At 56.1% G+C, this 21,981-nt stretch carries 21 protein-coding genes; 9 read left to right on the top strand and 12 right to left on the bottom strand.

The genetic code is table 11. The features are described 5' to 3' along the window. Positions 1–5: 5 nt before the first annotated feature. Complete coding sequence (locus AC0L7R_RS15065) at positions 6–959, top strand: NAD(P)-dependent oxidoreductase (RefSeq protein WP_473657686.1); 954 nt, start codon at positions 6–8, stop codon at positions 957–959. Between the two features lie 26 nt (positions 960–985). Here AC0L7R_RS15065 and AC0L7R_RS15070 read toward each other — a convergent pair whose 3' ends face one another. Beyond that, positions 986–1,897, bottom strand: coding sequence for a PfkB family carbohydrate kinase (locus AC0L7R_RS15070; RefSeq protein ID WP_473657687.1), 912 nt, complete (start codon positions 1,895–1,897; stop codon positions 986–988). A gap of 157 nt (positions 1,898–2,054) precedes the next feature. Between AC0L7R_RS15070 and AC0L7R_RS15075 the strand changes: the two genes are divergently transcribed. From AC0L7R_RS15075 to AC0L7R_RS15100, 6 genes are read left to right on the top strand one after another with little or no spacing between them, the layout of a single operon-like run. Further along, a complete protein-coding gene (locus tag AC0L7R_RS15075) occupies positions 2,055–3,032 on the top strand; it encodes a 3-oxoacyl-[acyl-carrier-protein] synthase III C-terminal domain-containing protein (protein ID WP_473657688.1) in 978 nt (325 codons plus the stop codon). After that, positions 3,029–3,976: an NAD-dependent epimerase/dehydratase family protein gene (locus tag AC0L7R_RS15080; RefSeq protein WP_473657689.1), complete on the top strand. Its 948-nt coding sequence runs from the start codon at positions 3,029–3,031 to the stop codon at positions 3,974–3,976. The genes AC0L7R_RS15075 and AC0L7R_RS15080 overlap by 4 nt, the downstream gene beginning before the upstream one ends. Continuing rightward, positions 3,973–4,779 carry an MBL fold metallo-hydrolase gene (locus AC0L7R_RS15085; RefSeq protein WP_473657690.1) on the top strand — a complete coding sequence of 269 codons (807 nt, stop codon included), beginning with the start codon at positions 3,973–3,975 and terminating at the stop codon, positions 4,777–4,779. The genes AC0L7R_RS15080 and AC0L7R_RS15085 overlap by 4 nt, the downstream gene beginning before the upstream one ends. Next, positions 4,776–6,017: a F390 synthetase-related protein gene (locus AC0L7R_RS15090; RefSeq protein ID WP_473657691.1), complete on the top strand. Its 1,242-nt coding sequence runs from the start codon at positions 4,776–4,778 to the stop codon at positions 6,015–6,017. The genes AC0L7R_RS15085 and AC0L7R_RS15090 overlap by 4 nt, the downstream gene beginning before the upstream one ends. Before the next feature lie 2 nt (positions 6,018–6,019). Next, a complete protein-coding gene (locus AC0L7R_RS15095; RefSeq protein WP_473657692.1) occupies positions 6,020–7,108 on the top strand; it encodes a GNAT family N-acetyltransferase in 1,089 nt (362 codons plus the stop codon). Then, positions 7,105–8,088, top strand: a complete 984-nt coding sequence (locus AC0L7R_RS15100) for a Rieske 2Fe-2S domain-containing protein (protein WP_473657694.1) — start codon at positions 7,105–7,107, stop codon at positions 8,086–8,088. The genes AC0L7R_RS15095 and AC0L7R_RS15100 overlap by 4 nt, the downstream gene beginning before the upstream one ends. On the opposite strand, the gene AC0L7R_RS15105 is transcribed toward AC0L7R_RS15100, so the two are convergent. The 4 genes from AC0L7R_RS15105 to AC0L7R_RS15120 form a co-directional block, all read right to left on the bottom strand. After that, positions 8,079–9,221, bottom strand: a complete 1,143-nt coding sequence (locus tag AC0L7R_RS15105) for an ATP-grasp domain-containing protein (protein WP_473657695.1) — start codon at positions 9,219–9,221, stop codon at positions 8,079–8,081. The genes AC0L7R_RS15100 and AC0L7R_RS15105 overlap by 10 nt on opposite strands. A gap of 43 nt (positions 9,222–9,264) precedes the next feature. Continuing rightward, positions 9,265–9,918, bottom strand: a complete 654-nt coding sequence (locus AC0L7R_RS15110) for a Hint domain-containing protein (protein ID WP_473657696.1) — start codon at positions 9,916–9,918, stop codon at positions 9,265–9,267. Positions 9,919–10,131: 213 nt separating this feature from the next. After that, positions 10,132–10,773: a sulfotransferase family 2 domain-containing protein gene (locus AC0L7R_RS15115; protein ID WP_473657697.1), complete on the bottom strand. Its 642-nt coding sequence runs from the start codon at positions 10,771–10,773 to the stop codon at positions 10,132–10,134. After that, a complete protein-coding gene (locus AC0L7R_RS15120) occupies positions 10,770–11,693 on the bottom strand; it encodes an EamA family transporter (RefSeq protein WP_473657698.1) in 924 nt (307 codons plus the stop codon). The genes AC0L7R_RS15115 and AC0L7R_RS15120 overlap by 4 nt, the downstream gene beginning before the upstream one ends. Before the next feature lie 88 nt (positions 11,694–11,781). Between AC0L7R_RS15120 and AC0L7R_RS15125 the strand changes: the two genes are divergently transcribed. Continuing rightward, positions 11,782–13,401 (top strand): AMP-binding protein, encoded by a 1,620-nt coding sequence (locus tag AC0L7R_RS15125; RefSeq protein ID WP_473657699.1) that lies wholly within the window; start codon positions 11,782–11,784, stop codon positions 13,399–13,401. A gap of 100 nt (positions 13,402–13,501) precedes the next feature. Then, on the top strand, positions 13,502–14,503 hold the full coding sequence (locus AC0L7R_RS15130; protein WP_473657701.1) for a hypothetical protein: 1,002 nt from the start codon (positions 13,502–13,504) through the stop codon (positions 14,501–14,503). 72 nt (positions 14,504–14,575) lie between these two features. Here the strand turns inward: AC0L7R_RS15130 and AC0L7R_RS15135 are convergent, their stop codons facing one another. The 7 genes from AC0L7R_RS15135 to AC0L7R_RS15165 form a co-directional block, all read right to left on the bottom strand. After that, positions 14,576–16,213: an SPOR domain-containing protein gene (locus tag AC0L7R_RS15135; RefSeq protein ID WP_473657703.1), complete on the bottom strand. Its 1,638-nt coding sequence runs from the start codon at positions 16,211–16,213 to the stop codon at positions 14,576–14,578. An 85-nt stretch (positions 16,214–16,298) separates the two neighbouring features. After that, positions 16,299–16,934, bottom strand: coding sequence for a uracil phosphoribosyltransferase (gene upp, locus AC0L7R_RS15140; RefSeq protein ID WP_247127388.1), 636 nt, complete (start codon positions 16,932–16,934; stop codon positions 16,299–16,301). Continuing rightward, complete coding sequence (locus AC0L7R_RS15145) at positions 16,927–17,922, bottom strand: adenosine deaminase (RefSeq protein WP_473657704.1); 996 nt, start codon at positions 17,920–17,922, stop codon at positions 16,927–16,929. The genes upp and AC0L7R_RS15145 overlap by 8 nt, the downstream gene beginning before the upstream one ends. Beyond that, a complete protein-coding gene (locus AC0L7R_RS15150; protein WP_473657705.1) occupies positions 17,919–19,106 on the bottom strand; it encodes a phosphopentomutase in 1,188 nt (395 codons plus the stop codon). Before AC0L7R_RS15150 ends, AC0L7R_RS15145 begins: the two co-directional genes overlap by 4 nt. Further along, positions 19,103–20,407 carry a thymidine phosphorylase gene (locus AC0L7R_RS15155; protein ID WP_473657706.1) on the bottom strand — a complete coding sequence of 435 codons (1,305 nt, stop codon included), beginning with the start codon at positions 20,405–20,407 and terminating at the stop codon, positions 19,103–19,105. The genes AC0L7R_RS15150 and AC0L7R_RS15155 overlap by 4 nt, the downstream gene beginning before the upstream one ends. A 3-nt stretch (positions 20,408–20,410) precedes the next feature. Then, positions 20,411–20,803 (bottom strand): cytidine deaminase, encoded by a 393-nt coding sequence (locus tag AC0L7R_RS15160; RefSeq protein ID WP_247127392.1) that lies wholly within the window; start codon positions 20,801–20,803, stop codon positions 20,411–20,413. 57 nt (positions 20,804–20,860) lie between these two features. After that, complete coding sequence (locus AC0L7R_RS15165) at positions 20,861–21,949, bottom strand: cupin domain-containing protein (RefSeq protein WP_473657707.1); 1,089 nt, start codon at positions 21,947–21,949, stop codon at positions 20,861–20,863. Between the last annotated feature and the right edge of the window lie 32 nt (positions 21,950–21,981).

Genomic DNA, 21,981 nt, shown 5'->3' on the forward strand with positions numbered 1-21,981 from the left:
CCACGATGACCGACCTTTTCACAATCGCCCCGCTGAACCCCACAATCCGCGCCGCTTTGAACACCGCATTTACCGTGCATCACGTAGATGACATGGACGATCCCGTCGCTTGGCTTGCCGAAAATGGTGCGGGGATCGCGTATGCGCTAACAGACGGACATTACGGGATAAAGTCGGAATATCTTGCAGGGCTGCCTGACCTGAAATTGGTCAGTTCAAATGGTGTGGGCTATGATGCAATCGACACCGACGCTGCTGTCAAACGCGGCGTCATCGTTACTCATACGCCCAACGTTTTAAACGCCGAAGTCGCAACAACAACGCTCATGCTTCTGATCGCTTGCTACCGGAATTTCACGCGAGAGGTTGATCATGCCGTATCGGGCCGTTGGGCGGAAACGGGCAATCTGCCGCTGTCGCGGAGCGTCGATAATCGGACCATCGGGATTTTGGGTTTAGGGCGGATCGGGATGGAAATCGCGCGGAAACTCGCGCCGTTCAACTCAAAAATCCTGTATCACACGCGTACAAAGCGTGATGTGGATTACACCTTCTACGACGATTTGACAGCAATGGCGCGCGAGGCAGACGTGCTGATTTCCATCGCACCAGGTGGCGCCAGCACGCATCATTTGGTGAATGCCGACGTCATGGCGGCCTTGGGTCCCGATGGTGTCTTGATCAACGTAGGACGTGGTTCCGTTGTCGATGAAGCGGCGCTGATCAATGCGTTAGAGACAGGAAAACTGGGCATGGCAGGCCTGGATGTCTTTGAAAACGAACCACATATTCCCGAAACGTTACGGAAGATGCGCAACGTCGTTTTGACGCCGCACATTGGATCAGCCACAGTTGAAACACGTGCTGCAATGGCGCAATTAGCGGTCGATAATCTGTTGCAGCACCGCAAAAATGGTACGGTGATTTCTCCCATACCGGAATGCGCATCGCTGCTTTAGCCGTGCATTTGCCCAAAAACCGCGCGCTAGACCTTTTCGATGGCGCCTTCGACCAAAGCACCCGCGCCCTGAATAACACGCCCCGCCAGCGCACACCCTGCTGCGATCTGGTCTTTGACGTTCCCTTCAGTGCCAAGAAATCCGGCGTTAAAGCTGTCGCCAGCCGCAGTCGTATCGCGCACTTTGTCAGCCATCTGTGGGGCGAAGCTGCCGCTTTCATCGCCGGACAAATAACTAATTTCACCACCGCCGTTCTTCACGATAATCGTGGTGCAGCCCGCACCTTGATACCGCGCTTGGGTCGCTGCAATATCGGCATCACCAAAGAATAACGCTTCTTCATCGTGTGATGGGAAAACGATGTCACTGACGCTAGCGAAATCCATGACAGCCGCGCACATCGTCGCCACATCAGGCCACAGCCGCAGACGCAGGTTCGGATCAAACGCGATCGTAGCCCCACTTTCACGTGCGGTGATCAAGGTTTCACGAAGTGCTGCACGTCCGGCATCATCAAGAATTGCGATAGAAATCCCAGAGAGATAGACAATATTTGCGCCAGCCACAGCGCCCGCAACCAGCCCGTCTTGCCGCATCATTTCACGGGCCGCGGCCTGCCCGCGCCAATATGCAAAACTACGTTCACCGTCTTCCAAATGGATCATATAAAGACCCATCGTGTGCGTGGTCAGTCGCCCGATATGTTCTGTGCCGATACCTGCCGCTTGGGTGAAATCCGCCATCTTGTCCGACATTGTGTCGGTCCCAATACACGTGACATAATCCACATCCCAGCTGGGTTGTAGCTGTGCAAGATACCAAGCGGTGTTGAACGTATCCCCCGCGAATGACGCACCAAAATGATCAGGCGTCCCGGTGGGCGCCATTTCGACCATGCATTCCCCGATGGACACAATACGTTTTGCCTTGGTGATCATGTGCTTCCCCTTATCGCGTACTAGTATACCAGATTAACCTTCCCTAGCAACGTTAAGCCCTGACGGCAAGATCAACGGTATGCAGTTCCTTACCTTTATCACTAACGGAACCATGCCTATGTATTAACCACGTCCAACACGGACTGGAGGCACGAGGATGATTAAGATTGCAGGGACTGGCGCTGCGCTGCCCGAAAATTGCGTCTCGTCGTCCAGCCTTGACCTCATCCACGGATACGACGGGTCACTTGCAAAGGTTACAGGTGTCGATCAGCGCTATGTCGTTGATCAGGAAACACAAATTGACCTTGCGAAAACTGCCGGCCTTGCGGCACTAAAGGACGCAGGATTAGCCGTTACCGATATCGACACAATAATTTCAGGCTGCGCGGTCCCCTATCAAAGTCTACCAGCGACCGCCCCGTTAATCATGCAGCGCTTGGGGATCGCTGATGGCACAGCCAGCGCATTTGACGTCAACAGCACCTGTCTCAGTTTCCTCACGGGGATCGACATGGCTGCCGGATTGATTGCATTGGGTAGGGCGAACACAGTCTTGGTTGTCGCCTCAGAAATCGCGTCCCGCGCGCTGCCTTGGTCCACGGCCCCGGAAACAGCCGCGCTCTTTGGTGATGGCGCAGGTGCAGCTGTGATCACCAAAGGGGAAACACCTTACACAGCCGTCATGCGTACATATCCATCTGCCTATAACGCCTGTCAATTAGGGGCGGGCGGGACACGATTTGACTACCACAACGACCCCGTCGGGTTCGACAACAACGCCCTTTTCCAAATGGATGGCAAGGCTCTATTCCGGTTAAGCGCTGCGCACTTCACTGATTTTGTTGATGAATTACTGATGCACGCTGGCTGGGAAATTGGTGATGTTGATCTTGTCGTACCACATCAGGCGAGCCCCCACGCGCTACGCCATATGATCCGCCAACTTGGTGTCCCACGCGAAAAAGTCGTCGACATATCCGCGACCGTCGGGAACCAAATCGCGGCTTCTTTGCCGATCACATTGGACCATGCGCGGCGGAATAATCGGGTCAAAGATGGTACAAAACTGCTCATGCTCGGGACGTCTGCCGGCGTGTCTTTCGGCGGTCTCGCGATGGAGGTTTCGGAATGACGAAAACGCTCGTCACGGGCGCTACAGGTTTTCTGGGTGGTGCAGTCGTCGCAGCCCTGCGCGATGCGGGTGAAGACGTCGTCGGCACCGGTCGCAACCTGCAGAAATGCGCGGATCGCGGCTTCACTGCTGTAAACCTTTCGACGTCTATCGAAAGCTGGCCAAACCTAGGTAAAATTAACCAAATCGTGCATTGTGCCGCGCTGTCTGCGCCATTCGGGCGGTATGCGGATTTCGTGAATGCGAACGTCGTGGCCACACAAAATCTTGTCACATTCGCGAAACGGCAAAACGTCAGCCGTTTCGTCCACGTCTCGACATCGTCGGTGTACTTCGCGCCCAAAGATCAGCTGAACGTCACCGAAGACAGCCTACTACCCCGCCCCGTGAACGCCTACGCCAAGACCAAACATCAATCCGAAGACATTGTGTCGGGCGCAGGCAACCTATCCCCCATCGTGTTGCGACCAAGGGGCATTTACGGCAAAGGCGATACGGCTCTGCTACCCCGCCTTTTGCGTGTCGCAGCGCAAAGGCCTTTACCGATTTTTCGCGATGGGATCGCCGAAATCGATCTGACGCATGTCGATGACGTCGTAAGCAGCGTGTTGGCTGCGCTGAGCGCCCCAAAAGTCGCTGGCATCATCAACATATCGGGGGGCGAACCCCTTCTGATCCAAGACATCGTCAACGCGGCAACGGGTAAAGCAGGCGTATCAGTTGCTTGGCGCAAACAGCCACTGAAACTAGCGATGGGCTTTGCCACTGCGCTTGAAAACCTAGCGCGCATTGATCCGTTCGGACGTGAACCCATCATCACGCGTTATGCGTTGGGGCTGTTCGCTTACAAGCAGGGACTGTCCATACAGAAGGCGCGTGATCAGCTGAACTGGTCCCCCAAAGTGAACTTCGCCGAAGGGCTGGAACGGACGTTTTCCCCATGAAAGTCGCATTTGCAAATAGCGCAATCATGCCGACGATTGAACGCTTGATCTTGCGCAAAGGGAGCCGGCAGAAAGTGTCGCTGCGCGTGCGTTACGGCATTGTTATTCATCCGAAATTGGGCCCCACGTTGATCGACACAGGGTATACACCAGAGACAACCCAAGGGCCGCGATCTTGGCCATTGCGCCTATATGGCATGGTGTTTCGGCCCCGACTTTTGCCGGATGGTCAGATCGATGTGACACTTCAAAAGTTCGGTTTGATCGCAGACGATATCAAACACGTCATCATCACCCATTTTCACGCCGATCACATCTCTGGACTGCGCAGATTTCCCAATGCCCGTTTCTACGTCGATCAAGACGCGGCGCAAAGCGTCTTGGCTGGACCAGGCTTCGCAAACATCAGACATGGTTTTTTCAAAGAATTGTTGCCGGACGACTTCGCGGAACGTTTGATCGACTTGAAAGCCCAGCCAAGATTTGAAACCGGCAACGCCCTACCAGACGGTTTTGACCTGGCGGGAGATCATAGCATGATCGCGATCCCGCTACCGGGCCATACACACAGCCATTTCGGCATCTATTTCCCAACACTTGAACGACCATTTTTATATGCGACCGATGTCCAATGGTTAAGCGCGGCGATCATCGACGACCGCTTGCCTGGTTTCCCGTCTAGCATCGCCACTGCCGATACAAGGAAAGCCGCTGCATCAGCAGATATCGTCCGACAATACGCCTGCGCGGGCGGCGAAGTCGTCTTATGCCATGATCCCAAACAAACCGCTTGGGACATATGATGCTTACCGAAACCGCACGCGCATTTGCATCGACGCGCTGGCACTCCCGCGCCCACCAAAGCCGCGAGAGCTTTGAACGGTGGCAGAAAAAGCGCCTTAAAACATGGCTGCGAACATCCCTTCCGAAAGTCGCCGCCTACCCTGATCCTATGAGCCGTCTGGACGAGCTACCGATCATCGAAAAGGCCGATCTGATGGGTGCGTTCGATCAGTACAACGTGCCCCGTATAACCGCACAAAGCGCGTGGCAGACTTTGTCGTCAGGCGATCAGATTGGTGACATGATCGTCGGGGCCAGCACCGGAACGACCGGTAATCGCGGGCTTTTTGTGATTTCCCAGCAGGAACAATATCGGTGGCTTGGGACAATTCTGGCCAAGACGATGGCGGACATGTTGTGGCAACCGCAAAGGGTCGCAATCATCCTGCCCCGTAACACCAGCCTGTACGACAGCGCCAACCGGACGCGGCATTTGGATTTGCGGTTCTTTAATATCACGCAAGGTGTAGAGGCTTGGATCGACGCGCTCATACACTTCAATCCAACGGTGATCGTCGCCCCGCCACGTATTTTGCGCCATCTTGCGGAAACCGATGTTCCCTTATCGCCGAAGCGTGTTTTCAGCGCCGCCGAAACCTTGGACCCAATAGATGAGACAATCATCACGGATCGGTTTGGCGGCCCGCTCCGCCAGATTTACATGGCAACTGAAGGATTGTTCGCCGTGTCGTGCAAGCACGGAACGCTGCACCTAGCGGAAGAGTCCGTGTTCTTCGAACTCGAAACCGTGGATGGCGGGCTGGTGTCCCCAATCGTCAGCTGTTTTCAACGCGAAACGCAAATCATGGCGCGCTACCGGATGAATGATCTCTTGCGCCTTTCAGCAACCCCCTGCCCCTGCGGATCACCGTTAACGGCCGTATCGGAAGTTGTAGGGCGCACAGACGATACGTTCGATTTTGGCGCGATTTTTGTGACGCCTGACACCATACGGGATGCAGTGGTACAGGCGCATCCGGACATTGCAGATTTCAGGGTCGCTCAAAGTGGTAAGTCGACGGTGATTTTAACATTACCAACGTCATCTGCGCCCGATGTCGCTGCTCGGGCGTACGACGGCCTGCGTTCCCTGTTCGATATGCGCGGGCTTTGCGTGAACGTGATTTTGCGGCACGCGGATCTGACATTGGAAACCGACCAAAAACTGCGTCGGGTCCGCAAAGACTGGACCGGATAGCGATGTCAGCCTCCACAAACCGCGCTCAGGACTTTGCAGCATTATTCAATGCCTTTCCGGTTAACGCGCTCATCGCGAACCTTCAAACGACAGTGAAATCGATCGATGTGGATGGGGCGACGTTGCCACTCACGCTGAACGACGGAGGCGCTGATAAAACCTGTTACATCTGCTGCCCGTCAACGGCCTATATTGACTACGCCATTGATGAAACGCGCCATTTCGTCAGGCGGCCCATGCTCCGCCGCCTGATCGAAGGTCTAATCAAAGCCTGTGGGCCCATTGTACAAGCCGCGGGTCTGGATCTTCAGGTACAGGTGAACAACTGGCTGCTTTCGACCAACCCGATGCCCGCTATCTCAGATGCTTCAAACCTACGGGATCGACTGCTAGCAACGTATCCCGACCGCGCGATTATCATCAGATCGCTCAATGACATCGCTGATCCGACAACCATCGATCAACTGCGTCAAAGCGGCTTTCGCATGCTGCCCGCACGGATGGTCTACATCGCAGCCAGCCTTGATGATCGCAGTTTGTCGAACAACATGAAACATGACCGCCGCCTTCTACGGAACACCCCGCTGCAATTCGTCAATAACGACGCGTTTTCCGACGCTGATTACGTGATCGCCGAACGGCTTTATGCCCAGCTTTATCTTGAAAAATACACACCACTGAATCCGCAGTACACGGCGACCTACATCCGCGAAATGCACCAGCGTGGGCTGTTCACGCTGATGGGGCTGCGGGATGAGACTGGAACGCTGGTTGGTGTCACAGGATTATTTGAAAACGCTGGCACCCTGACCCAACCGATTGTGGGATATGATACAAATCGGCCGCAGTCCGAGGGGTTGTATCGGATGGTCATGGGTTTGGCCCAAAACTACGCCATCGAAAACGGGCTGTTCTTTCACATGAGCGCGGGGGCCGCATCTTTCAAACGCCTGCGTAGGGCAAAGCCGACCGTCGAATACACCGCCGTTTACGTCGATCACCTGCCGCGCAAACAACGTCTCGCCGTGCGGGTGATGGAACAGGTTCTGACCCGCATCGGCGTTCCGCTATTGAAAAGGTTTTCATTATGACATCAAACCATTGGCAGGCCGTCGCGCTTTCAAAAGACATACGCCGAAAACCCTTGCGGGTGATGCTGGACGGCACCCCAATTGTCTTGTTCCGCGCGACGGACGGTCTCACCGCGCTGTCCGACAGATGCCCGCACCGCTTGGTCGAACTATCGAAAGGTCGGGTGGTCGATGGAGAGATCGAATGCCCTTACCATGGTTGGCGTTTTGGCGGTTCGGGGCAATGCACAGCCGTACCCGGTCACGCAGGTGATCTGCCGAAAGCCCGCGTGAAAACGTGGCAGGTGTGCGAAAAAGAAGGGGCTGTTTTCATCAGTCACAGCCCGCAGTCCGCGCCCCCATACACACATTGTGCCACCGGGCAGGACGTGATCACCCGCATGGTCCGATCAGACACACAATCGACCGTTATCGATGCCGCCGAAAATATTCTTGACGCGACCCACACGCATTTCACTCACAAGGGATTGCTGCGGGGCCTCAGTTCAAAACGTGTGCTAGTCGACGTGACCGTCACTGGCGGCGATGGCTGGGTCGAGGCTTGCTACACCGGTGAAGACAAACAGCAGGGTGTCGTCAGTCGCACATTGGAAGGGACGCGCACGAAGACAATTGGACGGTTTCGCGCACCCGGCATCGCGGAATTGGAATACTGGGGACCCGACGGTCTGACCCTCGCCACCACCTTTCATCTTCGCCAAGAGTCCCCGGATCGCGTCGAAGGGATCGGGTGGTTGATCGGGCCAAACACAGGCATCGGCGCACAGATAAAGGCATTAGCGTTTAAACCGATGTTCAAACTTGCACTGCATCAGGACCGTCGGGTGCTGTCGTCGGCCAGTCTTAATGCCGCGTTATGGCCCGATGCCAAACCGGTCGTGGGGCCATTGGATTTCCTACGCAACGATATCGCCGCCATTATGTCAGGCCGTTTGCCGGACTGCGCTGAAACCCCAAGAACCCATCAAATTCAGCTTTGATCCGGTCCATTCCATTCAATATCTCGGGTTGATGCGGACTGAAGGCTGACACGATCGCGCAGTGCAATTTTCCCGATTTCCACCAAAGCACTGAATTGCTGACCCTTAGGACGCGGGTCAGCAGGCCAATCCAACGGGTCTTGGGCGGCCCGATACCTGCGCCAGAATTCTCGAATCCGCCCTGTCCTGATCGCCTTGGGCAGCCCATAAACCCACATCGCGAGTTTCACGGCTTGGGTTTGCGATACATCAGGCACAATTGCGGGTCCCGCATCGCAAACTGCGGCTCCAAAGGCCGCTGGATCACGGAAAAAATGCACGCCACTTGTGGCCCGCGGATTGCATTCAAGCGGCATGATCGTGCCATTAGCCTGCCGGATGAAATCGAATGAAATCTGTCCGGTCCAACCTGTGCCAGCAACAAAACGGGTCACAAAATCCGTGATCTGATCATCATGAACAGGCGCAAAACAAATGCCCGCACCTTTGCCCGCGCGATACAACGATTGGTACTGCGCCAACCCTAACATTTTACCATCTTTCGCAATGGCATAGGTGCTAATTTCAACACCATCGACAAACGCCTGCGCGACCCATGGCGATGCCGCCGTAGGGTCCACTGTGGCACGTTGCAGCGCGGAAGGCTTGATCATGACCTTCGATGCAAACCGTGACCACTGCGGTTTAAACACGACGCTTTCAGGCTGCGCATCTCGATCAGCCTTCGACTTCAGCAGCGCTGTTTCGGGCGCGGGCAAGCCCAACTCCTTCACTGTTTCAATAAAGGCGTACTTGTCATGAACTCGCGCGAGACCAGCCAAATCAGGGCACCAAATTGGTACCTTGAAGTCGACTTTTATCATCGAAAGGTAAAAGACCTCTTCACAAGTCGGGATAATAAGATCGACGTTGTGATCAGTCGCAATCCGTTGAATTGCCGAACGAAACGCAGAATGCGCGCTGCGTGGTGACGGCAAAAGGTGGAACTGCGTGCAAGCAACACTGGAGGCGGCCATCGGCGACGGGATGCTACAAGCAAGATGAACGCGGTGTCCCGCAAAATGAAACAACCGCGCAAGATGCAGCGCAACTGGGGCGCGTGCGCCAGTAATGAGGATATTTTTCGCAGTCATTTGGCCAGTTTAGCCGAAACCATCTGTCTGTTCTGTAAGTTTCTTACGCTGCGACTTGATACGGCGTTTGCATTGCAATCTCACCCAATCCGTCAAGCTCCATGACCGCCACCAATGCACGCGCTGCTTCTAGCGACAACGTGCTATAGACGGACAATCCAGCGTCAAAAATGTCGTTGGATTTCGGGCAAAACATCAATGCGCCGGTGTTGGCAAAGATGATTTCGTCTTGTGCAAACGCCAATGTGATCAATTCGATCTGCTCTGCTGGCGGCACGCGTACGATCCCGCGAAATCCTTCCAATGCAAGTGCCGGGATCATCGCGAACGGATCGCCAAACACTTCTTCTGCCGCGTCCGCTTCGATCATGACCGATTGGGTCGGCATCAAGATCATGTCGTCACGGTTGCCCAACGCTTCGGCAGGAACAAACAGCGGCCACGTATCTGCAGGGGCCAATTCACCGCCTGTAACCAGTATTTGACGGTGCACCGCGGCCACTGTTTGCATGCCCCCGTCGAATGTCAGAACCAGATCGCCAACAGCAACAGCCGCGACGTCGCGCCACCCGAATTGCGTTGCGACCTGTGTGCCGGCGACAAGCCCGGTCGCCAATTCTGCCAACGTCGCGTCAGCCAATAAGCCAGCCTCGGCTACTGTACTGCGTCCCCAAACGTCCTTTTTAAATTCAAACATTGGCACAATCCCCTTTTCCCGTGGCACCGACCGAATTGGTTTCAGTTCTCGCCGCTTGCACAACCAGTAGGCGACGATTCTCAAGACAATCGTGCGTTGGAAAAAGGGCAAGTTTGCGTCTTTGTTGCGTGGTTACTGGGGAATTAACCCTTATGGGTGGTATTCACCACAAACTCGAAACAAATTTCGATCCCAACGGCAACTCGTACAACCCTAACGCTCAAATCTATATCCGAAATTGGCGATATCATCGGCGCACACCGTTGCGATGATCCGTGCATCAGCGTCGTTGTAATAGTGTCGCCAGTCACGTTCACGGTCGGACGCATTGACGCGATTCACTTTACAAACAAAGCCAAGATGATCCCAAAGCGGCCGTAGATCATCTTCCAAGGCTTCAAGCCGCGCAAATAGATTGCAACGCAAAACGCCATCCGTGTCGGTGACATAGGACTGAAATGGCTGAGATTGGAAACCTGCCATAATCGCCTTGTGATTGATAAATTCGCTGAATGTCAGGCTTTGCGCCAATCCCACTGCAGGGTGGTGAAAACGTTGCGATTGCAGCCAATGATAATAGCTGACCGCCCTGTCCCAAGGGTTACGCACAATCGTGAAGACGAAAAATTCCGACGGATCAACAACACCCGCGACGTCGGCCAGCGTACTGTGTTTCCAAAGCCGCCCCGCAGGTGTCAGGTCTTTCAACCGACCTTTGCGACGTTTTGCCTTGGGCGTGTCACCAATCAGGATGTCATCCTTCATCGCACGATCTTCTAACGCCAAGGCCAGCGATGTTCCCCCCGTTTTGGGAATATGCACAAAGATATACTGACGGCCCTTTGAAATGATCATGCGACAGCTTCGGCTTGTCCTGTGCGCAGCGAAATGATGATGCCGGACGCCACGATCAGCAGAAGTCCGATTGCCCCCACACCGTCCGGCACCTCGCCCCACAAGGCGATCGCCCAAAGCGTCGCAAATACGATCATGCTGTTTTCAAAGACGGCCACAAAACTGGCCTCACCTAACTGATATGACTTGATGATCAGGCCGACCCCGATCAACGATCCGACGCCTTGTATCAGCGTCAGGATCATAAACGTCCCCTCAAAAGGCACCCAGCCACGGAACACAAATCCGTCGGCGCCCGCAGGGACATCTGTCACGAAATGGCCGATCAGGATCAGACCTACTCCGCCAATCACCAACATAAAGCCAAAGAACATCGCAAGCAGTGAAAGCGTCCCTTCGCCGTCACACCACCGCCGCGTTGTAATGATCCCCATCGCGTGAAACGCACCCGCGATCATGGGGGCGAAAGTCCACAAAGACAGGCTTTGCAAATCCGGTCTCAGCACAAGAACGATACCGACAAACCCGATGACCACAGCCGCGCTGCGTCGCAATCCAACCGTATCGCCGAAGAACAGAACCGAAAAAATGACCACAAATATAGGCGCGGTGAATAACCCTGCCACGGCCTGCGCAATCGGCATGATCCCTAGACAGCCGAAATAGATCAACATGGCGACGGTCGCAAAAAAAGTCCGCCCTAGAACCAAGACTGAACGCTTCGGGCGCAGTCCGATTTTCATGGAGGCCGCAAAAACGCCTAGAATCCCCAATGCGATCAAAGACCGCAAAAAATGGAACTGCCACAAACCGCCAGTTTCAGCGGCTAAGCGCATGAAATTGTCGATCAATCCGAACAACGCCATGGCGCTCAGCGTGCAAAGAACTGCAAGCCTCGGGTTTTGGTCTGATGCGCCCAATTCGGTCTCCTTATTTCGTTCTTTGACCTTGTCGTTTTCGATAATCCCTGACTAGTCTAATTCGGACAACATTTGGGAGGTGTGCGTCATGGCGTGGATGAAAGACGAAACCGGCTTGGACAAATGTGCGGCCAATCATGTGCCGCTCACACCTTTGTCCCATTTGATACGTGCGGCGTCCGTCTTCGCGGATCGGACCGCTTTGATCTACGGCGACACGCGACTGACCTATGCGGACTACTACACCCGCGTGACCCGCTTGGCGTCCGCTCTGGTGAAATCCGGCGTCAAACCCGGTGACGTGGTGGCGACGATCCTGCCAAATATTCCTGCTCAATCCGAAGCCGCCTTTGCCGTGCCTGCCTGTGGTGCTGTTTTGAATACCATCAACACGCGCCTTGATGTGGATACGGTCGCCTACATCTTCGATCACGGCGAAGCGTCCGTTGTGATCTGTGATAGCCAGTTTCTACCCATGTGCATGAATGCCGTGGCACTCATGGACGGCCCGGCCCCGTTGATCATCGAAGTCCCCGATCCCGTTGCAGGCGTGCCCGGCATCGGCGAACAGCAAGATTACGAAGACTTTCTGGCAACTGGTGATCCCGATTTCACATGGATCATGCCCACAGACGAATGGGAAAGCCTCGCGCTGAATTATACATCCGGCACGACAGGCCGCCCCAAAGGCGTCGTCTACCACCATCGCGGCGCTTACCTGATGACCATGGGCACGCCGATCTCGTGGCAATTGCCGCTGTTTCCGATCTATCTGCAAATCGTACCGTTGTTCCACTGTAACGGCTGGAACCACACGTGGATGATGCCAGCACTTGGCGGGACGGTTGTTTGCTGTCGCGATATTACGGCGGCGGCGATATATGACGCCATTGCCGATCACGGCGTCACGCACTTCGGGGGCGCTCCGATTGTCCTGAACTTAATCGTGAACGCAGCCACGCGCCGCGACTTTGATCACACCGTAGAGGTTTACACCGCAGGCGCCCCACCCGCCCCTGCAACACTGGCCGCGATTGGCAAGCTTGGCTTCAATGTCACGCAGGTCTACGGGCTGACGGAAACCTATGGCCACGTCACCGAATGCGTCTGGAACGACATGTGGAATGACCTGCCAGCGGATGAACAATCGGCGATCAAAGCGCAACAAGGCGTGGCTTTCCCGATGATGGACGACATTACGGTGGTCGGTGAGAACATGACCCAAGTGGCGATGGACGGGGCCACGCAGGGCGAAATCGTGATCCGCGGGAACGCGGTTATGAAAGGGTATTACAAAAATCCGCAAGCGACCGCCAAAGCTTTTGCTGGCGGCTATTTCCATTCCGAAGATCTCGCGATCCAACACCCCAACGGCTACATCCAAATCTCGGATCGGGCCAAGGACATCATCATTTCCGGTGGTGAAAACATCTCGTCTGTCGAAGTCGAGGCCGCACTGATGCACCATCCGGCTGTGAACCTATGTGCCGTCGTGGCCAAACCGGATGACAAATGGGGCGAAGTGCCCTGCGCCTTCATCGAACTCAAAGACGGGGCGGCGGCAGACGAAGCAACCATTATCGCGTTCACCCGCGAACGGCTTGCTGGCTTCAAAACGCCCAAAAAGGTCGTGTTCCAAGACTTACCCAAAACGTCGACCGGCAAAATTCAGAAGTTTGAACTGCGCAAATTGGCAAAAACGTTCTGATTTCATCTGCCCACCACAACTCATTTCAACATCAGCGGCAGGCGCATCTATTCAACGTCGTTCCAGCACGCTAAACTATTGAAAAGAGTGAAACAGGCATATGACGGCACTGACCCAATTTGAGCGGCTGGAAAGCGGCGGCGTGTGGCGTGAAACCGCAACGTCGGATCCTATCGAGGTGACCGTTTCCTTTGGCAAAGCCACACTGGTCTTGCACGACAGCACGGAACAACCCGTCACACATTGGTCCCTGCCTGCCGTGATGCGACGCAACCCCGGTGTACGACCTGCCCTATTTGCGCCAGCGCCCGACGCCGAAGAAACCCTTGAAATTGAAGACGACTTGATGGTCGACGCGATCGAAACGATCCGCAAGGCTTTGCTTAAATCCGTTCCCAGTGCGCCGCGCCTGCGCGGGTTCGTCACATTGGGCATACTTGCGGCGATCATAGGCGCTGCTGCCCTTTGGGGGCCTGGGGCATTCATGCGTCAAACGCTTTCGGTGGTCCCCGATTCAAAACGTAACGAAATCGGCGCGACCATTTTGGGGCATTACCAACGCCTGACCGGACCGACCTGCCGCAATCCTTTAGGGGCCGCACCTCTCGCAAAGCTGAAAACACGGCTCATGGGACGTGATGCGAAAGGCCAGATCGTTGTCGTACAAACGCTCCCGCAAGGGGCCACTGTCCTGCCCGGCAACATCGTCTTGATCGACCGCGCCTTAATCGAACAACTTGACGATCCGGCTATTGCGTCCGGCTTTATCGTTGCTGCGATTGCTGGCCGCGATAGCCACGATCCGCTCGGCGACGTTCTGACGGATGCAGGTCTGAATACAACTGTGCAGCTTTTCACCACAGGCGATATCCCCGGTGACGTCCTGTCGAACTATGCCAAGTCGGTTCAAGCGCTAGACGTCACACCAGCCAAACCTGACGACCTTCGCACGGCTTTTGATGCGGCGGACATACCGTTGGCCCCTTATGCCGCTATTCGTGATCCTGACGGGGCCCAACTGGGCGAAATCACAGACGGAGACACAGCGCCGATCCTGACAGATAGCGAATGGGTCCGTTTGCAAGGCATCTGCGCCAGCTAAACAGCCCAATCCGACACCCGCGCAAGAAAAGACCCCGCGATAACGTGCGAGGCCCTTTCCCGGGAGAACCGATTAGTTCCGGGTAAACGCGTCCGAAAAGCCTGCGGCGCGCGCGGCTTGTAGACCAGTCTGAAGTTGTGATGCGGCTGTGAAAGGTCCCAAGACCACGATCTTGATCGCTTGGCCACCGCGTGTCGTGTTTGCGAACGTAACAGGCCAACCACGTGCTTGGAATTGCCCAGCGAGGCGATTTGCGTTTGCATGATCACCAAAGCTGCCAACCTGCACAAAACGATGCGTTGACGCCGCAGGTGCGCGGACTGTGGCAGATGCCACGCTTTTTGATGATACAGTCGCGGTTGGGGCCGCCGCTGGTGCTGCGATCAGCCCCTCTGCAATGGCTTGTTCACGCGTGATGCGACGAACACCGCGGTTTGGATTGATCCGCCCGTCATTCCAAACACGGGTGTAACCCGCAAGTGGCCGGATCGGTGCGGCAGCACGCACAGCGGCTGGCGTTGGGTTAGACGCGGGAACGACAGGCCCTGAAAAAAGCGACGTCGGGGCCGTCGCACGGGCGCTATATTCGGTACCGGATGGCGATTCCGTTTGCGGCCCACAACGTACAGGGTTGCCTGGCGTCGCAATAAGATACTGGGCGCTGATGCCCGTCACACCCGGACACGCGCCGGTGCTGATAACACTCGTCGCAGCAGGCGCTTGAGCCGCTGGTGCACGCGGTGCCAGCGCCATCATTGGTGCAGACGGGGAAGCGGGGCCAGCATTCGTGGCAACTGCCGCGACGACAGTTGGTGCGGGCAAAGGTGCAGGTGCTGCTGGACATGCAACAGGTTGGCCCGTCGCGAAGTCTGTAAACCGACGACCAGTTGCGGCGATTTCCGCGCAGATTTCTGCCAATGTTACGCGGCGCGGTTCAGGCGCGGCGACCGCGGCAGGCACGGATGCGGCAATCACCTCTGGCGCGGGACCACAATCAATAGGTGCGCCGGTTGATCCACTGATAAATCCGGTCTGTACACCAGAGCGCCCGTCACAGGCTTGCGCCAATGTGATCCGTGGTACGTCGGTTACGGTCGCGACCGCAGGGACAGGAACAGCCGCCTGCAAAGCGGCCGGAAGCGGTAGTGGGGCTTCGGGAGCTGGTGCCGCTGCTGCAACAACCGGTGCCGGGCCACAATCAATGGGTTCGCCACTGGACGTCGCGAAACCTGCCTGAATACCAGAGTTTCCCTCGCACACCTCAGCTAAAGTCACACGGCGGGGTGCGGGCGCTGCGGGTTCGACAACAGGCGCAGGGACTGCCGCTGCCACCACTGGTGCGGGCTGTGGCGCAACCACAGGTGCTGGCGCGGGCGTAGGTGCGGGGGCCGCAGTTACGCGAGTTTCAGGCACGTCAGTGAAAGTGATGATAGGGCCAGAAGCAGCCGTCGGACCGGAAGCACCTGAAATCTGTGTCGGTTGAAAACCGCAAAGCTGATTACGCTGGCGATCAACGCGCGGCACCCAATTCACAAGAACGCCTTGGCCTGCGCGCACAAACGCGCAGCCAGCGCTATCGACATACTGAGTTCCACGGTAAGATGTCGGCGGAAACTCGGCCGGTGTGGCAAGCGATTGCGCTTGCACTGCCAACGTTGCCCCAGCCGTCAAAGCCACAACACTTACAAAACCGTATGCCGCCCGTACCATATTGGTTGTATTCCCCACCATATTTTGTGTGAGGATGCCCCAATCGGCCTATTTTGTAAACAATCTGTTTACAAATGTACTGCGATTACTTCGTGCCAAACATCCGGTCGCCCGCATCACCAAGACCCGGCACGATATAGCCCTGCTCATTCAAATGGCTATCGACCGCAGCCGTGACAATTGGCACATCAGGATGGGCTTCTTTCATGCGGGCAATTCCTTCAGGGGACGCCAGCAAGCAAAGGAAACGAATGTTTTTGGCCCCTGCTTTTTTGAGCAAATCAATCGCGGCAACAGACGAATTACCGGTCGCCAACATCGGATCAACCGCAATCACCAGACGCTCTGACATCTCTGTCGGAACCTTGAAATAATACTGCACCGGCTCCAGCGTTTCTTCGTCACGGTACAACCCGACAAAGCCAACACGGGCTGACGGGATCAGTTCAAGTACACCATCTAAAAGGCCGTTCCCCGCCCGCAAGATCGACACCAGCGCCAGCTTCTTACCGTCTAGAACAGGGGCATCCATTGGCTCAAGCGGGGTATCAATCCGCTTTGTCGTCATCGGCAGACCGCGTGTGACCTCGTAAGCCAAAAGCTGTGAAATCTCTCGCAGAAGCTGGCGGAATACAGCCGTAGATGTATCCTTCTGGCGCATCAGCGACAGTTTGTGCTGCACAAGCGGATGGGTCACATGGTTGAGATGTTGTTCAGTCATTTTTGGCATCCTCTAGGCGTTTGACAATCGCAGCACGCGTGGCGTCGTCACAAAAAGCGGCTTCAATTGCAGTCGTATTCAGCGCGTCAAAGTCTGGGCGATCCCAGCCAAAGACGCGGTTCAGGTTTTCGAATTCTTCAGTCATTGTCGTGTGAAAAAACGGCGGATCATCCGTAGACACAGTCACCTTCACGCCGCGATCACGCAGTTTGGCGATCGGGTGGCTTTCCCAGCTTTCAACGGCCTTAAGAACAACGTTCGATCCCGGGCACACCTCTAGAACGACACCGTCTTCAGCCAGTTGATCAACCAACGCATCGTCATGGATCGCGTTAATTCCGTGACCGATCCGTTCGACTTTCAAATCGCGCAGGGTGTCCGCGACCATGTCTGGCCCACCCCATTCGCCTGCGTGGCACGTCAACCGCAGTCCGGCTTCGCGTGCCATGTCAAAACTATAAGCATAATCGCCGGGCCGCCCGACCTGTTCAGCGCCAGCCATGCCAAATCCGGTCAAATAATCGCTTGCCGTTTCAGCGGCGCAATGCGCGGCCTTTTTGGCTTGCTCTGGGCCTTCGTGGCGCAGGCACGTCACAATCGCACGGTGCACGATGCCGAAGTCTTTTTCAGCGGCATCAGCCCCTTCTTTGATCGCGGCCAGAAATTCACGCCAAGCGACAAGATCGCATTTCCCGCAGAAATCGGGCGAAAGAAAGGTTTCTGCGTAGATCACACCTGACTTTGCGGTCTCTTCCAACGCAACATAGGTCAGACGCCGGAAATCTTCTGGCGTTGTCAGCGCAACAGTTGCCCCGTCATAGACCTGAATGAAATGCGCAAAGTCACGGAAGCTGTAGTTGCCGTCGTCGTCGAAAGACGCGCTCACGTCGATCTTCTTTTCCTGTGCCAACTGGCGGATAAACGACGGTGGTGCAGCCGCTTCGTGGTGCAAATGCAGCTCCACTTTTGGCATAGTCGCAAAGGTCATAAAAAGCTCTTTCCTTGGCCCGCGTAGGGCACGTTCAGATGGTCCGCAACAGAGGCGGCCACATCAACAAAATCAATCTGCCCTAAAGGCTTGGCACCGATCCCGTGAACCAACACAGGCACCCGCTCGCGCGTGTGGTCCGTTCCGGGCCAAGTCGGGTCATTGCCATGATCTGCGGTCACGATCAACATATCATCAGCACGCAGGCGCGGCAGAATTTCGGCAAGCGCTGCATCAAACCATTCCAGATGCGCGGCATATCCCGCAACATCCCGACGATGGCCGTATTCACTGTCAAATTCCACGAAATTCGCAAATATCAGCGACCCTGCCTCGGCCGTATCCACTAGCCTGCTCAGATCACCCATCAAGTCCGCGTCGCGGCCTTTTGTGGTGGTATCAATGCCCCGCATCGAGAAAATATCACCAATCTTTCCAACACCATGCACCATGCGTCCGGCATCATGGACATAATCGCACAGCGTGGGCGAAGGTGGCGCAATGGCAAAGTCACGGCGGTAAGCGGTTCGTTCAAATCCGGTTTCAGGATCACCAATGAAAGGCCGTGCAATCACCCGCCCAATCTTCATCGCGTGCAACGTCGGCGCGATATCTGCGCAAAGCTTCAACAGCCGCTCACGTCCGAACGTTTCTTCATGCGCTGCAATTTGCAGCACGGAATCCACGGACGTATAGCAGATCGGCCATCCGGTCTGCATATGCCGTGCGCCTTCCTTCTCGATCACAGTCGTACCGCTGTCGTGACGGTTGGCAAGAATACCGCCCGTCCCCGCAGCTTCACAAATCATCACGGTTAGTTCGTCCGGAAAGGTAGGTTCTGTTTTGGGAAACGTATGCCAATCCCACGGCACAGGGACGCCCGCCAATTCCCAATGGCCCGAAGGCGTATCTTTCCCGCGCGAAATCTCTGTCGCAGCGCCCCATGCGCCCGTTGGTGACGTGGTAAATCCATCAAGAACGTCACCAGAGGCAAGCGTCACAGCCGCACCAAGCCCCAGCGCGTCAAGCGTCGGCACACGCAACCCGTGCTTTTGCGCAATATGGGCGACAGTGTTGGCGCACGTATCAGGTAAATCGCCATTGAAATATTGATCCGCATCAGGTGCGCCACCAATCCCCACGCTGTCGATCACAATGACAAAGGCACGGGCTTGATCGGTCATGGATCAATCCTTTCGATGATCAACGACGTGGGCGCGGGCGTCTCGCCTATCGTGATCGCGGCGCGCACGGCATTGGCAGCGGCATCTGCGGTGTCGTCATCTGCGGCATGAACAGTGCAAAGCGGCTGGCCCGCCGCAATCGCATCACCGACGCCGACCATATTGGCGAAACCGACAGACGGATTAATCTGATCTGTCTCGACCTGCCGTCCGCCGCCCAATGCAACAACAGCAAGTCCTAACGCTTCGCCATTGATCGCAGCAATATGCCCCGCATCGGACGCAACAATATCACGTACAACTTTAGCTTTCGGCAAATGCGTGTGCCAATCATCGGCCATGTCAGGTGGGCCGCCAAGCGCTGCAACCATGTCCGCAAATCGGGTCATCGCAGCGCCAGAACTGATCGCGCTTTCCAACCGGACCTTCGCCTTTGCTTCTTCTTCGCCATGTAACGCCAAAACGCGCGCGCCCAGCGCAACGCTCAAGTCGTAAAGGCGCGGTGCTGCGGCACGGTCACCGCCCAAAACTTCCATACAAACCGCGATTTCCAACGCGTTGCCCAGCGCTGGCGCCAGCGGGCTGTTCATATCCGTGACCATCGCCGCCGTCTTGCAGCCAGCCCCATTTGCGGTGCCAACCAAGGCGCGGGCCAATGCAGCCGCCTCGCCTTGGGTTTTCATAAACGCGCCGGATCCCGCTTTCACGTCCAACACCAGCCCATCCAGTCCCGCCGCCAATTTCTTGGCAAGGATCGACGCTGTGATCAAATCCATGCTTTCGACCGTCGCGGTCACATCACGGATCGCGTAAAGCCGTTTGTCTGCTGGCGCGATGCTGCCTGTCGCACCGACAATCGCGCAGCCAACATGGCCGACAATCTTGCGCAGCTTGGCCTCATCGACAGAAGTCGACAAACCGGGGATCGCTTCCAACTTATCAAGCGTGCCGCCTGTGTGGCCCAACCCGCGCCCTGAAATCATCGGCACGTAGACACCACATGCAGCCAATGCAGGCGCAAGGATCAGCGACACACAATCGCCAACACCACCTGTCGAATGTTTGTCCAGAACAGGCCCGTCCAGATCCCACGCCAGCACATCGCCACTGTCGCGCATACCGGTGGTCAACGCCACGCGCCCCGCATCAGACAGGCCATTCAGGCACACCGCCATCGCAAACGCGCCAGCCTGCGCATCGCTGACCGCACCAGTCGCCAAACCATTGGTAAACCAAGCAAGCTCTTCTGGCGCAGGGGTTTGCTTGCGGCGCACCTTCGCAATGATCGCACGGGCATCCATAACTTACGTCCGCGTCATGTAATCAGCGTCGAATGATCCGGGCAGCAGTTGGCCGACGGTTGTCACCTCCTGCGGGCCATCGGTTGTCAACATTGTCACAACCGCATCACCGCCCGCAAATTCAGCCAGTTTTTGACGGCATCCGCCGCATGGCGTGACAGGTTTGGGACTATCGGCAATCACGGCGACTTCGACAATGTCGCGTTCGCCTGCGGCGACCATCGCGGCAATCGCACCGGCTTCTGCACAGGTGCCTTCGGGATAGGCCACGTTTTCGACGTTGCAGCCGACATAGATATTGCCAGCAGCCGTTTTCACAGCCGCGCCGACTTTGAAATTCGAATAAGGGGCGTGGGCATTTTCGCGCACAGCACGGGCGGCATCGGTCAATAACATACAAGGCTCCTGTCGTTTGATCGGATCAATGTGACGAAGCGCGCGGGGCGATGCAAGTCAGAGTTGGGTGCGGAAATCACCGCGCAGCGCAACTTCCAACAACTCCAGATCGTCGCTCGGCGCGCTATATCGCGTGCGCATCCCCGGCGGGATCACAAAGGCATCACCAGCGACCAACGTATGCGGGGCCTGTCCGTCACCTTCCAACACGAAATCACCCTGCATAACAAAGGTAAAATGGATGTCAGCATCATGTGCAGCCCAGACGGGATCGCCCTGCCCGCGCCGGATCACTTGGACACCTGCGACGTCCTTCGTGTTTGCCGCAATCGTCGTGTCGCGCACAATAAACCCCGGCAGCCGCGCGTCCATCCATGTGGCACCTTCCGCAACGTTATGCACAAAACGCTGGCCATCCCATTCGCGGTCACTGTTCACAACCGCAGTGGGCAAGGTCATCTCGTGATCGATTTCAGTCACGTGTTCAGCAGGTACACCAATCTCAATTACTTCGATCCCGTCAGATGCCTCCAACACGCGATGCCGGATTTCGGGCGGTTGGATAAAGCAATCCCCCGCCGTCAGCCGGATCGGCCCACCTTGATCTTCGTAGACGACATCAACCCAGCCACGGTAGCAGAAAATCAGCTGAAACCCGACCTTATGATAATGCACCATGTCAGGGACCGGACCGCCGTCAGGAATGCGAATGTGGCTCGCAATGATGGACCCGCCCAAACGGTCGGGGATCAAATCGCGATAATGCATCCCCGCGCGGCCAATCACCCACGGGGCTTGATCAGCAAGACGACGCACAACGAAGCTATGGTTCGTCTCGGGCAGGATCAGCGGTGGGTTTAGGGGCACCACAGAAATCTGCGTCCCTCCGGGCGATACAAGTTGCGTTTGCCCATCCGCAAACGTCCGATCATCGGTCGAAAACTGCAACCTGCCAGCCGATTGTACAGCGTCCACATCCAACTGAACCGCCAAACCATGGCCACGAAACGACGCGACTTTGGGATCATCGGCAGGATAAATACGATCCATTTGCATGCCCAACACCTTCGTAAAAAAGCCAATGTCAGCAGTCAGGTTCGTGGTCGGCAGGCAGATTTCTGCTCTGATCTCTGTTTTTTGCGTCATAGGTCACAATTTGTCGCGCGCATTGATGATTT

This window comes from Yoonia sp. D2-7 (genome assembly GCF_055809435.1).